General features: G+C 54.2%; 12 protein-coding genes and 1 tRNA gene. 12 read left to right on the top strand and 1 reads right to left on the bottom strand.

Features of this window, described 5'->3' with window-relative positions; all coding sequences use genetic code 11:
• The 3 genes from typA to pepD form a co-directional block, all read left to right on the top strand.
• Positions 1-1,663, top strand: a 1,663-nt coding sequence (gene typA, locus ACTTKG_RS04275; RefSeq protein WP_442673016.1) for a translational GTPase TypA, incomplete at its 5' end; no start/stop codon positions are given.
• A gap of 197 nt (positions 1,664-1,860) precedes the next feature.
• Positions 1,861-2,421, top strand: a complete 561-nt coding sequence (locus ACTTKG_RS04280; RefSeq protein ID WP_442673017.1) for a cell division protein SepF — start codon at positions 1,861-1,863, stop codon at positions 2,419-2,421.
• Positions 2,422-2,534: 113 nt separating this feature from the next.
• Complete coding sequence (gene pepD / locus ACTTKG_RS04285) at positions 2,535-3,983, top strand: beta-Ala-His dipeptidase (protein ID WP_442673018.1); 1,449 nt, start codon at positions 2,535-2,537, stop codon at positions 3,981-3,983.
• A 21-nt stretch (positions 3,984-4,004) separates the two neighbouring features.
• Here pepD and ACTTKG_RS04290 read toward each other — a convergent pair whose 3' ends face one another.
• Entirely contained in the window at positions 4,005-5,141 is a 1,137-nt protein-coding gene (locus tag ACTTKG_RS04290; protein ID WP_442673019.1) for an acyltransferase, read from the bottom strand.
• A 231-nt stretch (positions 5,142-5,372) separates the two neighbouring features.
• On the opposite strand from ACTTKG_RS04290, the gene map reads away from it, so the two are divergent.
• From map to htpG, 9 genes are all read left to right on the top strand, one after another.
• Positions 5,373-6,248, top strand: a complete 876-nt coding sequence (map, locus tag ACTTKG_RS04295) for a type I methionyl aminopeptidase (protein WP_442673020.1) — start codon at positions 5,373-5,375, stop codon at positions 6,246-6,248.
• Positions 6,245-7,579, top strand: coding sequence for a DEAD/DEAH box helicase (locus tag ACTTKG_RS04300; protein ID WP_442673021.1), 1,335 nt, complete (start codon positions 6,245-6,247; stop codon positions 7,577-7,579). The genes map and ACTTKG_RS04300 overlap by 4 nt, the downstream gene beginning before the upstream one ends.
• Positions 7,580-7,753: 174 nt before the next feature.
• A complete protein-coding gene (pfp, locus tag ACTTKG_RS04305; RefSeq protein WP_442673022.1) occupies positions 7,754-9,001 on the top strand; it encodes a diphosphate--fructose-6-phosphate 1-phosphotransferase in 1,248 nt (415 codons plus the stop codon).
• A gap of 137 nt (positions 9,002-9,138) precedes the next feature.
• A tRNA-Met gene (locus ACTTKG_RS04310) sits at positions 9,139-9,214 on the top strand.
• A gap of 218 nt (positions 9,215-9,432) precedes the next feature.
• Positions 9,433-10,470, top strand: coding sequence for an ABC transporter substrate-binding protein (locus ACTTKG_RS04315; RefSeq protein WP_442673023.1), 1,038 nt, complete (start codon positions 9,433-9,435; stop codon positions 10,468-10,470).
• A gap of 63 nt (positions 10,471-10,533) precedes the next feature.
• Positions 10,534-11,862 (top strand): 30S ribosomal protein S12 methylthiotransferase RimO, encoded by a 1,329-nt coding sequence (gene rimO / locus ACTTKG_RS04320; protein WP_442673024.1) that lies wholly within the window; start codon positions 10,534-10,536, stop codon positions 11,860-11,862.
• Between the two features lie 49 nt (positions 11,863-11,911).
• The gene (locus ACTTKG_RS04325; RefSeq protein WP_442673025.1) at positions 11,912-12,412 is read left to right on the top strand and encodes a CinA family protein; all 501 of its coding nucleotides are present in this window, start codon (positions 11,912-11,914) and stop codon (positions 12,410-12,412) included.
• A 19-nt stretch (positions 12,413-12,431) separates the two neighbouring features.
• Complete coding sequence (locus tag ACTTKG_RS04330) at positions 12,432-13,031, top strand: hypothetical protein (RefSeq protein ID WP_442673026.1); 600 nt, start codon at positions 12,432-12,434, stop codon at positions 13,029-13,031.
• A 113-nt stretch (positions 13,032-13,144) separates the two neighbouring features.
• A complete protein-coding gene (htpG, locus tag ACTTKG_RS04335; RefSeq protein ID WP_442673027.1) occupies positions 13,145-15,100 on the top strand; it encodes a molecular chaperone HtpG in 1,956 nt (651 codons plus the stop codon).
• The last annotated feature ends 111 nt before the right edge of the window (positions 15,101-15,211 follow it).

Below are 15,211 nucleotides of genomic sequence, written 5' to 3' on the forward strand. Positions count from 1 at the left end.
TGAGCGCGGAATCACGATTCTCTCGAAGAATACGGCGATTCTCTACGATGACATCAAAATCAACATTGTCGATACGCCGGGTCATGCGGACTTCGGCGGTGAGGTGCAGCGCGTGCTTAACATGGTGGACGGTGTGCTGCTGCTCGTCGATGCTTTTGAGGGTCCGATGCCGCAGACGAAGTACGTTTTGCGGAAAGCGCTTGAGCAGAAGCTCAAGCCCATCGTCGTTATCAACAAGATCGACCGTCCCGATCAACGCGTCGATGATGTCTACGATGAAGTTCTTGAGCTGTTTATGGAACTTGACGCCGATGATGAACAGCTCGATTTTCCGTGCATCTATGCGACGGCGCGTGAGGGAATAGCGAAGTACAATATGGAAGATGAGAACGACAATCTCGTACCCCTGTTGGAAACGATCATCAAGGATATTCCCGCGCCCTCGGGCGATGCGGACGGTGCGCTGCAGATGATGGTCACGACGCTTGAAGCTGATGAATATGTCGGAAAGGTTGCCGTCGGCCGCATCATTCGCGGCAGAATCAAGGCGAATCAAGGCGTTGCGCTCTTGAGCGGCGACCATGAGGCGAAGGCGCGCATCGGCAAGATTTTCGTCTATCAAGGGTTGAAGCGCGTCGAGGTGCCGGAGGCGCAGATGGGCGACATCGTAGCGCTCACGGGTCTCGGCGACGTCAGCATCGGCTATACGGTAGCAGATGCTGAGCATCCCGAAGCTTTGCCGACGATCAACATCGACGAGCCGACGCTTTCCATGACATTTGGCGTCAATACGAGTCCTTTTGCGGGCAGGGAAGGGCAGTTCGTGACCTCGCGCCATCTGCGCGATCGTCTCTTTAAGGAGATTGAAACGAACGTCAGTCTGCGCGTCGAGGAGACGGATTCCGCCGATGTATTCAAGGTATCGGGACGCGGTGAGCTGCACCTGTCGATCCTCATTGAGACGATGCGCCGCGAGGGCTACGAACTGCAAGTCGGCAAGCCGGAGGTCGTCTATAAGACGATCAACGGACAGAAATGCGAGCCGATGGAAAATCTCACGATCGAGGTGCCGCAGGAGTACATGGGCGCCGTCATGGAGTCCTTGGGTACGCGCAAGGCGGAGCTTTCCAATATGACGGAGGTTTCGGGCTACATGCGCATGGAATTCGTCATTCCTGCACGCGGGCTCATCGGTTTCCGATCGGAACTTTTGACGAATACCAAAGGCAACGGCATCATGAATCACGTGTTCTGCGGCTATGTCCCCTTCAAGGGCGATATTCCCGGACGCACGCGCGGCTCGCTTGTGGCTTTTGAACAGGGAGAAACGACGGGCTACGGCATCTTCACGCTGCAGGATCGCGGTACGATGTTCATTTCGCCGGGACAGCAGGTCTACGAGGGCATGATCGTCGGTGAAAATTCGCGTGAGCTTGACATCGATATCAATCCCTGCAAGAAGAAGAATGTTTCCAATATGCGCACGTCTTCTTCCGATGAGGCGATTCGCCTTGTGCCGCCGCGCATATTGAGTCTTGAGCAGGCGCTTGAGTACATCAACGAGGACGAGCTTGTCGAAGTCACGCCGGAGCACGTCCGCCTGCGTAAGGCGATTCTCGACCGCACAGCTCGCGGACGCGCAAACAAAAATGCGCGAAAGTAAGCGCTGAGACGAGAATTTTCAATGGGCGCATGAATCTTGTGCGCCCATTAGGAAAACTTTTTTTACAGGCTTAATTTTTTTTAGAGGATTTCCGAAGAATATAGCGAAGATAAAGGTATGATTCATTAAGAGTTTTCCAATCGTTTGTTCGGTTTAGTTGTGGCTATCATGGAGTTTTACGCTGGAGGCGGAGTGCGGTGGATTTTTTTAAGAGGGTGACGGATTTCCTCATGCCCGTAGAGGAAGAAGAGGTCGTCAAAGAAGAATCGGCAAGAAATGAGGAGCAGGAACACGTACGCGTGTCGGATATGGAAGCCTATGAAGAGCGCAGGGTTTCCAACGGTGCGCCGATTTCGTACGCATCAGCGGAGCCGCCGATGTACAAGCCTGTGCAGGAGCGGCGTCAGTCCTTTCACGTAGCATCGACGCAGGCGGTGCGTACGCATGTGACGATGCAGCAGGAGCGTCCGAAGCTGACGGTTCATACGACGCAGATTCCTTCGCTTAACGTGAAAATCTATGTGCCGCGCAGCTTTGATCAAGTGCCGGAAATCGCCGACGATTTAAAGTCGGGCAGGGCGGTGCTTGTAAACTATGAGCGTGTTGAGCTTGAAGAGCAGCGTCGTATCTGTGATTTTATCAACGGCGTGTGTTACATCATGAACGGCGAAGTCAAACGTGTTTCCACCGCAATGGTGCTTTATGCGCCGGACGGTGTGAACGTCTACGAGGCAGAGCCGATTCCTTTGCAGGATTGACGAGACACAAGCGCGTTGGAACTTTTCGTTCATGGAGGAATTACGGAAAATCCTTCGGGCAGGGCAGTCAGGCTTGATTGCCCTGTCTTTTTTTTGGAAAAGAGGAGAATACGATGAAAAACAGTGATATTTTACAGAGTGTGATGAAAGAATTTCGCGCGTTGGCATCTATTCCACGTCCTTCGGGGCATGAAAAGGCGGTGAGCGATTATCTCTTGACGCATTTGAAAGAGATGGGGCTTATGGTCGTACAGGATGAGCGAAATAATATCATTGCCGACCTTCCTGCAGCACATGGCAGGGAAAACGCGCCGCGCGTCATTTTGCAGGGGCACATGGATATGGTTTGCGTCGCTGCGCCGGGTGTGGCTTACGAGCCGCTGAAAGATGCCATCAAGCTTGTGGAGGACGGTGATGTTCTGCGTGCGGACGGAACGAGCCTTGGCGCGGACGATGGTATCGGCGTCGCTGTCATTTTGCACATCCTGCGTCATCTGAAGGATCATGGTCCCGTGCGGGCGATCTTTACGGTCGATGAGGAGCGCGGCATGACGGGCGCTATTCATCTGGATGAAAAGTATTTGAAAGACGCGCAGTATCTGATCAACTGTGACTCGGAAAATTTGGATGAGCTTTGCGTCGGCAGTGCAGGCGGCGTCGATCTGACGTTTTCGCGCACGCTGAAACTTGTTGCAGCAGCGAAGGAAAAGGCATGGCGGCTTTCTGTCGGCGGATTGCAGGGCGGACATTCGGGTGAGGAGATCGGCGAGGGGCGCGCCAATGCGCTGCGTCTGTTGTCGTTGTCTTTGGCTGGTTTTAGTGAAGCAGGCGTTGATTTTTCGCTTGCGTCGCTTGCAGGCGGCAAAGCGAAAAATGCGATTGCGTCGGATGCGACGGCAATCATCGTGACGGCTGCGCCCGAAGAGAAACTGCGTGAGGTACTGATGCAGGAAGAGCAGACGTTTCGTCGAACGTACAGCGTGACGGAGCCTGCCCTTCATCTTTCGCTCGTCGAAGCGCCGCCTGCAGATCAGGTCATTGTAGCGGACGATGCGGCGAATCTGCTGCGCATCCTGCGGCTTTTTCATACGGGAGTTTATCAAATGTCTGCTGTCACGCCGGGTATGGTGGAAACGTCATCGAATCTCGGCGTCGTGCGTATGGAAGGCGCTGAGGTTGATATCGTCTTTTATCCGCGATCGAGCGTAGAAGGAAAACTCTTTGAATTTTGCCGCATGGCAAAGGATTTGGCGGAGCTTACGGGATTTGCGCTCCATATCGGCACGCTTGCTCCGAGCTGGGATGAGGATAAGGACAATCCGCTTGCGAGGGTCATTACGGAGATTTTTGAACAGCAGCAGGGCAAGCCGATGAAAGTTGAAACGATTCATGCAGGACTCGAATGCGGCTGGTTTTATCGTAAGAATCCGCAGATGAAATTCGTTTCTGTCGGCGTTACGACGCACGATATTCACAGCCCGAAGGAAAGTTTGGAACTGCCGACGGTAGCCCCTTTGGTCGAGCTTCTTTCCGCCGCATTGATAAAACTCGCCGAGCAGTGATGCTCGGCGAGTTTTGCGTATTCATCCTTGCGTTTTTTTCGGCGCTGTAATGCCCAGCGTGAGCAGGTTCAGCATGGGCGCTTTTTCGCCGATGGAGCGAACGAGCACGGCGGCTGCAAGTGAGAATACAACGGTCGCGAGATAAAAGACAATGGCTTTCGGTGCCGTCAAGATGATGCCTTGCTTTTCGAGTATGAGCATCATATAGCCGATGAAGAATGGATGGACGAGATAGACGAAGTATGAGTGTCTGCCGAGAAGAGAAAGCAGACGATTGAGCCCTTTTGGATATTTCTGCTCGGTGAATATGGTGAAGAAGAAAATGGAAGCAGCCAAGGTGTAGACGACGCCGAGCGGGCAAAGTTGGTGCGCCGTATTGATGGCGTCCATTTGCGTGTAGCCGCGAAAGGCGAGCAGTGCATAGTAGTAGCCAAGCAAGCCGGCGAGGGATGCGGCGAAGAAGAGCCGGATGCTTTTCGGATGGCTGCGCATAAACGATTGGAACGCATCAAAGTGTACGGCGAGATAGCCGCCGATGATAAAGATGAAAATATAATGAAGCACCCAGTAGTTGAGCCGATAGAGCAAGAAGCTCTTCAGCACGGGATTTTCCATGCCGTAGACCATCGTGTTGAATTCGACATTGAAGCTGGAAAAATAGTTGAAAGCGATCTGCAGTATGAAGAGGAGAAGCAGCCCTTTGCCGTTGATCTTCCTTACGAGCGGAATCCAAAGCGGCATGAGAATATAAAACCAGATGAGAAGCACGAGGAAGTAAAGTTGGTATTTTGCATTGCCGAAGAAGAGCAGGGAAGCGAGAGAAAGCGGTGCAGGGAAACCGACCGCATAAAGCCAGCCGTCATGTATGAGATAAAAGAGCGACCATACGAGGTAAGGCAGGACGACGGCGCGTGAGCGCTTTTGCAGGAATTGGCAATAGTTGAAAGGTTTGTCAAGATCTATATGATAAAAAATGCCAAAGGCAGAAATGAAGAAGAATATAGGTACGCTGAACCGCGTGGCTATCTCGAAGAGCGCCGTCAGATGCGCATTGGAGACGGGATTCATCAAATACTGCGAGCCGACGTGAATGCCGATGACGCCGAGCATGGAAATGCCGCGAATATATTCGATGGCTGCGAGGTGTTGCTTTGGCATGAGGGAACCTCCCTTTTATGATGTGTATTCTACTATATATTTTTTTTTGCTTCTTGTAAAGGAAGCAGAGGACTTGACGCAGATTCGACGTTCCTGCATAGAATTATTCGCAGTGTATTCAGGAATATGCTATAATGGTAAAGAATTTTTGACGAAAGCGTGCCTGCGGAAATTCCGTGGTGCGATTTATTTTGTATGGCGCGTTGCGTCATGCGGACGAGGAGCAATGAAATGACGAGAAATGATTTGTGCTGGTGCGGCAGCGGCAAGAAGTACAAGAAGTGCCATATGGATTTCGATGAGCGGCTTCGCTCGATGAAGTTCGACATCTATCGCGGGCAGGTGCGCCCGCCGCACAGCATCATCAAAAATGAAGCGGACATCGAGGGTATCCGAAAGAGCGGCGTTGTCAATGACGGGGCGCTCGACCTCATGACAGAGATGGTGCAGCCGGGCATCGATACGGCGACGCTCGATAAGGCGGCGCACGACTTTATCACCGATCACGGCGGCATTCCTGCGTGCCTGAACTTTGAAGGGTTCCCTAAGAGCGTCTGCATCTCGATCAATGATGTCGTTTGTCATGGCATACCGTCGAAAAAGACGGTGCTGAAGGAAGGCGACATCGTGAATGTTGACATCACGACGATTTTGGACGGCTATTACGCCGATGCATCGCGCATGTATATCGTCGGCGGCAAGACGACGCCGGAGGCGGCGCGGCTTGTCGAGGTGGCGCAGGAGTGCATGAACCTTGGCATTGAGGCGGCAAAGCCGTGGCACTTCCTCGGCGACATTGGTGCAGCGTGCGATGCGCACGCACGCGCCAACGGCTGCTCCGTCGTGACGCAGCTCGGCGGACACGGCGTGGGCAAAGATTTCCACGAGGAACCTTTTGTGCCGCATGTGGGTGAGGTCGACACCGGAATGCTCCTTGTGCCGGGTATGGTGCTGACGGTGGAGCCGATGATAAATGCAGGCAAGTATAAGGTGACGGTAGACAAGAAGGATGGCTGGACGGTGCGCACGAAGGACGGCTCTCTTTCGGCGCAGTGGGAAAAGACGATTCTTATTACGGAAACGGGAACGGAGGTACTTTCGAGTTGAACTTTTCAGAACTTCGCTGCCCGGAATATCTGGTCAATACTCTTGCACGCCAAGGCATACGCGAGGCGACGCCCGTGCAGGAGCAGGCGATCCCCGTCGTGCGCGCGGGACGCGACGCCATCGTGCAGGCGCAGACGGGCACGGGCAAGACGCTCGCTTTCCTGCTGCCGCTCATTGAGCGTATCAAGGGCAATGTGCCGGTCGCGCAGGCGCTCGTCGTCAGCCCGACGCGCGAGCTTGCCATGCAGACGGCACGCGTCGCCAAGACGCTTGCCGATGTTGCGGGCATACGCACGGCGCTGATCTATGGCGGGCAGGACATCGAGCGGCAGAAGGATAAGCTCCGCCAGAGACCGCAGCTCATCATCGCGACGCCGGGCAGGCTTCTCGATCACCTGCGCCGACACTCGGTCGATCTCTCGCAGGTCAACAAGATCGTCTTAGATGAAGCGGATGAGCTCATGCGCCTCGGCTTTGTCGAGGATGTGGAAACGATGCTCGAAGCATTGGCAGGCGATCACCAGCTCATGCTCTTTTCGGCGACGATGCCTGAGCGCATACGGGCACTTACGCGCCGTTATATGAAGGCGCCGTGTGAGATCACGGTGCAGCCCGAGCGCGTGACGCTCGACAATATTGAGCAGGTCATCGTCGATACGCGTGAGGAGACGAAGCTCGACAAGCTTTGCGAGCTTTTGAACAAGTATCAGCCGTACCTTGCGATGGTTTTCTGCCATACGAAGCAGAAGGTCGCGCATGTGACGCTGGAACTCGCGGGGCGCGGCTACCTTGTCGACGAGCTGCACGGCGATCTCACGCAGACGCAGCGCAACCTCGTGATGCGCCGCTTCCGCGAGGCGAAGCTGCAGATTCTCGTCGTCACCGACATCGCGGCGCGCGGTCTCGACATCGAGGGCGTCACGCATGTATTCAATTACGATCTGCCGCAAGACGCCGAATGGTACATTCACCGCATCGGCAGGACGGGACGCGCGGGAGCGAAAGGGCTTGCCGTCACCTTCGTCAATGCGCATCAGTACGATCAGCTTCGCCGCATCGAGGCGGGCATCAAGGCGCGCATCGCCAAGCAGAGGTCGGAACGGATTGGCAGCAGCGTGTGCAGAAAGGCTTCGAAGAAGGCAGCGGCAAGACCGGAAGGCGCAGAAAAGCGTGCTGCATCGACGAAAAGCGCTGCACCTCCGCCCAAGCGCGGCAAAGCGGCGCAGCGTGCACGCCGCGTCGCCAAAAAGCGCACGGGACGTCCTGCGGCACGCTCTAAGGGCGGCGCGAAGACGAATGTCGGCAAGCGTTCGCATCTCGGCAAACGATAAGAAGGGGAGATATGCCCCGAGCGGCAGCGAAAAATGCTGCCGCTTTTTCGATAGAACTTTCTTTCTTCTGCGCGTCGGCTGCGGCAGGAAAATCGCCTTTTTGACAGAATAAAGCAATATGTTCAATATAAAGCAATAAAGTTCATGCGCAAGATGGAAGAGGGGGCTATTTCTATGATCGGAATCAAGAATGTCATCGCCATTATCTGTGGCGGCGGACCTGCACCGGGCATCAACAGTGTCATTTCCGCCGTGACCATCGAGGCGGATCGCCACGGCTGGGATGTGCTTGGTATCTATGACGGCTTTTCGCGTCTTGCACGCGGCGAGAAGAAGTATGTGCGTCTCGATATGGAGCGTGTGAACCGTATCCATTTGACGGGCGGCTGCATCTTGCAGATGTCGCGCTACAACCCGACGAAGAAGGAGTCTGATTTGCGCACGGTCGTCGATACTTTGACGGAGCTTGGCGTCACGCACGTTGTGACCATCGGCGGCGACGACACGGCATACAGCGCTATGGCGGTATCGAACTATGCGCGTCAGATCGGCAAGACGATCAACGTCGTTCATGTGCCGAAAACGATCGACAATGATCTGCCGCTGCCCGAAGGCATCCCGACCTTTGGCTTCGAGACGGCGCGCGCATTCGGTACGGAAGAGATCGAAAACCTCATGGAGGATGCGCGCACGAGCAACAATCGCTGGTACTTCACGATCGCTATGGGGCGCACGGCAGGTCATTTGGCGCTCGGCATGGGGCGCTCGGCAGGCGCAGCGCTGACGATCATCCCTGAGGAATTTGCTGCGGATTCGATTCCTTTGCAGCAGGTCGTTGACATCATCACAGGCTCGATCGTCAAGCGCTATCTGACGGGGCACAACTACGGCGTCGCCGTCATCGCCGAGGGCGTCATCGAGAAAATCGCGCAGGAGGATTTCCAGAAGCTCGGCAACCTTGTGCTGGATGAGCATGGTCATATTCGCTATGCGGAGTTGGATTTCGGCGAAATTTTGAAGCAGGCGGTGCTCGCCGAGGTCAAGAAGATCGGCATCAAGATCGCCATCGTAGACAAGGAAATCGGCTACGAGCTGCGCTGTGCCACACCGATCGCCTACGATATCGATTATGCGCGTTCTTTGGGTTATGAGGCGGTACAATTCCTCATGCGCGGCGAAACCGGTGCGCTGATCACCTTGCAGGATAATCAGGCGAAGCCGCTCTTCTTCGACGAGATCAAAGATCCTGAAACGGGCAAGACGCGCGTGCGCAAGGTCAACATTGAGTCCGTTCACTACAAGATCGCACGCGGCTTCATGATGCGTATGGAGAAAGAGGATCTTGACGATCCCGGTCTTGCCAATGCTTATCACATGGAAAAAGAGGAGTTCAAAGAGAGGTACGCCTATCTTTTTGAATGAACAGTATGAAAGGTTGATGAAAAAGTCGTCGAAGCTGCGGGTTTCGGCGACTTTTTCTTTTTATGCCCTTTACAAATCGTTTCACTCATAGTATAATTACTTCTTGTCAGCCATACATTTGTGGGGATGGCAAATATCGCGGGATGGAGCAGTTGGTAGCTCGTCGGGCTCATAACCCGAAGGTCAGAGGTTCGAGTCCTCTTCCCGCAACCAAAGAAGTTTACGGATGCTCTTGTGATAAGAGACGATGAGCATCGGAAAATATATCCATGAAATGAAAAGCAAGAGGGTTCAGAGCTCGTTTGATGAGATTCTGAGCCCTCTTCATATTATAAGGATCTCATCTATAGGCGATTCGTGTATGGTTGTATAAATGCAGCGTTTTATGTATAATGTACCCATAGTAGTTGGAGAACCGTGGAGGGAAAGCGATGCAACGATATACATCTCTGCTCCTCGTGGCGTTCATGCTGGTTCTTTTGATCGCGACGATTTCGGATAATTTGGCAGGACATGCGGACAGGACGAGGCGGGAGAAACCGCTGCAGTCGATCACGGTCTATACGACCTTGCCGCCGGAACATGCGGGTATGCTTGCCGAGGGCTATGAAAAGTCAAAGAACGTTCGGGTGAATTTTGTGCCTGTAAGTTCCGTCGAGGTTTTGCAGAAGCTGCATCAAGACAGTGTGGGCGGACGCACTCGGGCAGATCTTGTACTGGCTGATCGGAGTACGTTGGAAAAGGCGGCGGCGAATGGCGGACTGCAGCCATATATTTCGGAGAATACGGACTCGATCGGCGCGTCCTTTAAGGATGCAGAGGGACGATGGACGGGCATCTGGTATGATCCCGTCGTCTTTTGCGCGAATCGCGACTATGTACGCGCCGTACCGCGCGTGCCGAATACATGGATGGAGCTTGCTTCGATGCCGGAAGTGCGCGTCGGCATCACAGATTTTCTTGCAGCGGATGCATCGGCGAATCTCTTCTTTTCGATGATGTCGCAGTTCGGTGATCAGGCGACGTATCATATTTTGCGCGGCATACAGCCCAAGGTCGTACAATATTCGAAGTATCTTTCGACTCCGGTGCGCATGGCAGGCATGGGAGAGGTTGATCTCTCGGTCGCCGTGCAGAGCGAGGTTCTGCGCTATATCCATCAAGGATATCCGTTGCAGGTCATCTATCCGGAGGACGGCACGGCGTACACGCTGACGGGTGTGGGGCTTGTCGAGGGAGCGAAGAACGAAGCGCAGGCAAAGGACTTCGTAGAGTGGCTGTTGAGCGATGAAGCGCAGCTCGTTCTGCAGAGCAGGGAGTTCTTCTTTGTGCCGCTCAATCCGGTGACGATCGCTTATAAATCGTTTCCGGGAAAAGATGTCGTATTGTTTTCTCGACCGCAGGATTTCAGTCAGAGCGAGCGTCACGACCTCTTGGATCGCTGGGTGAAGGAAGTGCGTTTGCAATGAATGAAGGGAGGGACCTTTCGGTCCCTCCTGTTGTGCTTCAAGGAACTTGAAGGGGGAACCTTTTTGAAAGCAGGATTTATCAGTCTCGGCTGTGCTAAGAATCTCGTTGATACGGAGGTCATGCTTGGCATTTTGCAGGATAACGGCATAGAGCTTACGCCCGATCCCGCAGAAGCGGAAATCATCATCGTCAATACCTGCGCTTTCATTCGGTCGGCGAAAGAGGAATCCATCACGACGGTGCTGAATATGGCAGAGTACAAGGATACGGGCTGCTGTCGATCTTTGATTATTGCGGGCTGTCTGGGTGAACGCTACCATCAGGAACTGCTCGATGACATGCCCGAAGCCGATGCCATCATCGGCACGGGCGCATGGAATCGCATCATGGAGGCAGTGCGTGAGACGCTTGCCGGCAATCGCATCGTCTTGGCGGGGGAAAATGAGATCGTTTATGACGAAAAGACACCGCGCATCTTGACGACGCCGTCGTATTCTGCTTATGTGAAGATCGCCGAGGGCTGTGACCATCGCTGTGCTTTCTGTGCGATTCCTTTGATTCGCGGCCGCTTTCGCAGCCGTCCGATGGACGATATTGCGCGAGAGGTTGCGCGTCTCGCTGCATCCGGCGTCAAGGAGATCATTCTCGTTGCGCAGGATTCGACGTATTACGGCAAGGACATTTACGATAAGCCATCTTTGGCGCAGCTTTTGCAGGAGCTTGTGAAGATCGAGCAGGTCGAATGGCTGCGCGTGCTGTACTGCTATCCGAAGAATTTCACGGATGAGCTGATCGAGACGATTGCAGAGGAGCCGAAGATCTGCAAGTACGTCGATTTGCCATTACAGCACGCGCACAATTCTATCTTGAAGTCGATGCGCCGTCCCGATACACAGGAGGATGTCGTGGCGCTCCTCGAAAAGATTCGCGCACGCATACCGAATGTCGCGATCCGTTCGACGTTCATCGTGGGCTTTCCGGGTGAGACGGACGCACAGTATCAAACGCTGCGCAGCTTCCTTATCGAGCAGCGCTTCGAGAAAGTGGGCATCTTCACCTACTCGCAGGAGGAGGACACGCCTGCGGCTTCGATGCCTCGTCAAGTGCCTGAAGATGTGATGCGCGAGCGCTATCACGATCTCATGAGCGTGCAGTGTAAGATTTCGGAGGAGATCAATCAAGCGCTGGAGGGCACGGAGCTTGATGTGCTCGTTGAAGGTCGCGATGAGGAGCAGCCGAACCTCGCCTTTGGACGTTCGTATCGCGAAGCGCCGGGCATCGACGGACAGATTTTCATTGAAGGCGATGCGGCAAGCCAGCCGGGCGATATCGCACGCGTGCGCATTGTACAAGGATTTACCTACGATGCGGTCGGTGAGCCGGTCGACTGAGTACGATATGCGAATGGGAAATGCAGGGCAGAAAGGTGGAGATGTTTCTATGGAAGAGGGATTTACCGATGAGGAAGAGCCCCTAGAGGTGATCGTCGGACGTATGCTGCGTGAGCGCGGCAGGACGATCGCCTGCGCCGAATCGTGTACGGGTGGTCTTTTGACGAGCCGTTTGACTGATGTCGCAGGCAGTTCCGCGTATGTGATGGGTTCGGTCGTTTCCTATACGAATGAGGTCAAGGCATCTCTCGTCGGCGTACGGGAGGAGACGCTGCGAGCTTTCGGCGCTGTGTCGGAGGAGACGGCGCGTGAGATGGCGGTGGGGGTTCGCCGCGCAATTCCCGCCGACATCGGCGTGGGTGTCACGGGCATCGCAGGACCGGGCGGGGCGACCGCGAAAAAGCCCGTGGGGCTTGTCTGCATCGCTGTCGCCGCGGAGAATGCGACGTGTGTAGAGCGCCATGTGTTCAGCGGCGTGCGAACGGAGGTCAAGCGTCAGTCGGCGGAAGCAGCGCTTCGTATGGTGAGAGATATGCTTTTGAGAGAGTAAGGGAAAGGGGATTTTTTTGATGAAACTGAGGAAGATTTTGGGCATCGCTTTTGCATTTTGCACGATGTTTGCAGCGGCGGCAGCGCCGCAGACAGCGGGTGCAGAGCCGTATACATATACGAACAAGGAGGCGGGCTACAGCATCATGTGTCCGACGAAGCCGCTCGGCGTACTGCCGGCAAGCGTGCTGCAGGCGGGTGAAGAAGGCAGTGTGCTCGTCTTTGCCAACGAGGGCTATCGGATCAACAAGGCGTGGATCATCATCCCGGATGGCTTCGCCAAGGAAGATTTGCCTGATCTTACGAAGCTCTCGCAGAAGGATGAGCAGCTTCTCTTGACAAAACTGAAGGAAAACAGCGCGTATGCGCTCGTTGATATCCTGCCGATCACGGCAAAGACGAAGGGCGTTTTCGCCGTGACGTCAAAGACCATCATGGTGGATACGGATGGCGACGGTGAGCTTGATACCGAAGCGACGGCGGATACGCAGATGGCGGTCGTTTTCCTGCGCACAGAAAAAGGACGCGCCTTCAAAGTTGAGTTGATTGACAATCCTGAGATCACAGCGAAAAATGTCTCAGAGTTCCGCGCGGGCGTATCGACGCTGAAGGATTTGTGAGTTTAGGAACGTGTGTTGACTTTTTGACTTTTATATAGTACACTAAACGCACGGGATGGACGGCGCACAGCGCTTTGCCTCCCGTGCATCTTTGTGTAAAGGGGTTTTTCAACATGGCAAAAGTACAGCATGAATTTCAGGCAGAAACCAAGCAGCTTCTCGACTTGATGATTCATTCCATCTATACGAATCATGAGATTTTTCTGCGGGAGCTGATTTCCAACGCATCGGATGCGCTCGACAAGCTGCATTTCGCCGCTTTGACAGACAGTACGCTGCGCGGAGAGGCGGACAGTGCGGAGATCTTCCTCGTGCCGGACGAGGCGGCGCATACGCTTTCCATCTCCGATAACGGCATCGGCATGACAGAGGCGGAAGTCGTCGAGAACATCGGCACGATTGCGAAATCGGGCACGAAGGCGTTTTTAGAGCAGCTCAAGCGCACGAAAGAGGAGAATGCAGCGGTCGATGAAAAGGAACTGATCGGTCAGTTCGGCGTGGGCTTCTACTCGGCGTTTATGGTCGCGGAGAAGGTCACAATTCTCACGCGCAAGGCAGGCGAGGCGCAGGGCATTCGTTGGGAGTCAACGGGGGACGGAACCTATAGCATAGAAGAATGTGACAAGGAAAAGCACGGCACGACGATCGTCATCACGCTGGCAAAGGACTATTACGGTTCGGAATCTGAGGAAAATTTCCTCGACAAGTATAAGCTCGAAGGCTTGGTCAAGAAGTATTCGGACTATGTGCGCTACCCGATCAAGATGAGTTTCGAGGTCGAGGAAACGCCGAAGGATGAAGACGGCAAGCCTATCGAGGGAGCGGAGAAGACGAAGCGGACGGAGGTGCGCACGCTCAACTCCATGACGCCGCTCTGGACGAAGAACAAGAGCGACATCAAGCCCGAGGAGTACAATGAATTTCTCAAGAATCAGTTCCACGAGTGGGAAGATCCGATGGAGATCTTCCACACGAAAGCGGAAGGTGCGGTCGAGTATACGGCGCTGCTCTTCATTCCGGCGCACGCTCCATTCAACCTCTACCATACGGACTTCGAGCCAGGCGTACAGCTCTACTCGCGGCATGTATTCATCATGGATAAGTGCAAGGATCTCCTACCCGACTATCTGCGCTTCATGAAGGGGCTTGTCGATTCGCCCGATCTCTCGCTCAATATCTCCCGTGAGCTTTTGCAGCAGAGCCATGAACTCAAGACCATCGGCAGGAATCTCGAAAAGAACGTCTTGAAGACGTTGGAACGCACGCTGAAAAACGAGCGCGAAAAGTATGAGAAGTTCTGGGCGGAGTTCGGCAAGTCGCTGAAAATCGGCATTTATAACAGTATTTACAGCGGCGAGAACACGGCGGACAAGCTCAAAGACTTGCTGCTCTTCCTTAGCTCGAAGGAAGGCAAGTTCACGACGCTCAAGGAGTATGTCGCGCGTATGCCCGAGAGTCAGAAGGAAATCTACTATGCGACGGGTACGGACAAGGCGACGATCGAGAAGCTGCCGCAGATGGAGCTTCTGTGTGAGAAGGGCATCGAGGTTCTCTATTTGACCGATCCCGTGGACGAGTTCACCATCGAAACGCTGCGTGAGTACGAGGGCAAGAAGTTCCACTCGATCAGCCGCGGCGATCTTGATCTTGATGATGCCGAGTCACAGGAAGCGAAGAAGGAGACCGAAGATATTCAGAAGAAGAACGACGATCTCTTGAAAGACATCAAAGAGGCCTTGGGGGATCGCGTGGCGGAAGTCAAGCTGACCGCGCGGCTTAAATCGAGCGCCGTCTGCCTCGTGGCGGACGCGATGGGGCCGAGTCTTTCGATGGAGCATACGTTCTCCGAGATGGATAATCCGATGTTCAAGGCGCGCCGTATCTTGGAAATCAACCCGCGTCACGACATCTTCGCGCGCTTGCAGACCTTGCACGAAGCGGGCAAGGATACGGAGGATTTCAAGGATTATTGCGATCTTCTCTACACGCAGGCATTGATTATCGAGGGTATTTTGCCGGAAAATCCCGTGGAGTTTGCCAATAAACTCGCGAAACTGATGGCGAAGTGAGGATAGAAAAGTCCCTGAGGATTTCTCGGGGACTTTTTTGCGTTTCGGCGGAATCATTCCCCAGAAAGACGCAGATGTGTTATAATAGAAAGCGTGTGACAACAGTTCTTA

Origin of the sequence: Selenomonas sp., from assembly GCF_052169755.1 — a bacterium.
Classification (GTDB): domain Bacteria; phylum Bacillota; class Negativicutes; order Selenomonadales; family Selenomonadaceae; genus Selenomonas.

Coding starts and splice junctions, on each gene's coding strand:
- pepD (WP_442673018.1), top strand. CDS start 2,535: ATGAAAAACAGTGATATTTTACAGAGTGTGATGAAAGAATTTCGCGCG.
- ACTTKG_RS04290 (WP_442673019.1), bottom strand. CDS start 5,141: ATGCCAAAGCAACACCTCGCAGCCATCGAATATATTCGCGGCATTTCC.
- map (WP_442673020.1), top strand. CDS start 5,373: ATGACGAGAAATGATTTGTGCTGGTGCGGCAGCGGCAAGAAGTACAAG.
- pfp (WP_442673022.1), top strand. CDS start 7,754: ATGATCGGAATCAAGAATGTCATCGCCATTATCTGTGGCGGCGGACCT.
- ACTTKG_RS04315 (WP_442673023.1), top strand. CDS start 9,433: ATGCAACGATATACATCTCTGCTCCTCGTGGCGTTCATGCTGGTTCTT.
- ACTTKG_RS04325 (WP_442673025.1), top strand. CDS start 11,912: ATGGAAGAGGGATTTACCGATGAGGAAGAGCCCCTAGAGGTGATCGTC.
- ACTTKG_RS04330 (WP_442673026.1), top strand. CDS start 12,432: ATGAAACTGAGGAAGATTTTGGGCATCGCTTTTGCATTTTGCACGATG.
- htpG (WP_442673027.1), top strand. CDS start 13,145: ATGGCAAAAGTACAGCATGAATTTCAGGCAGAAACCAAGCAGCTTCTC.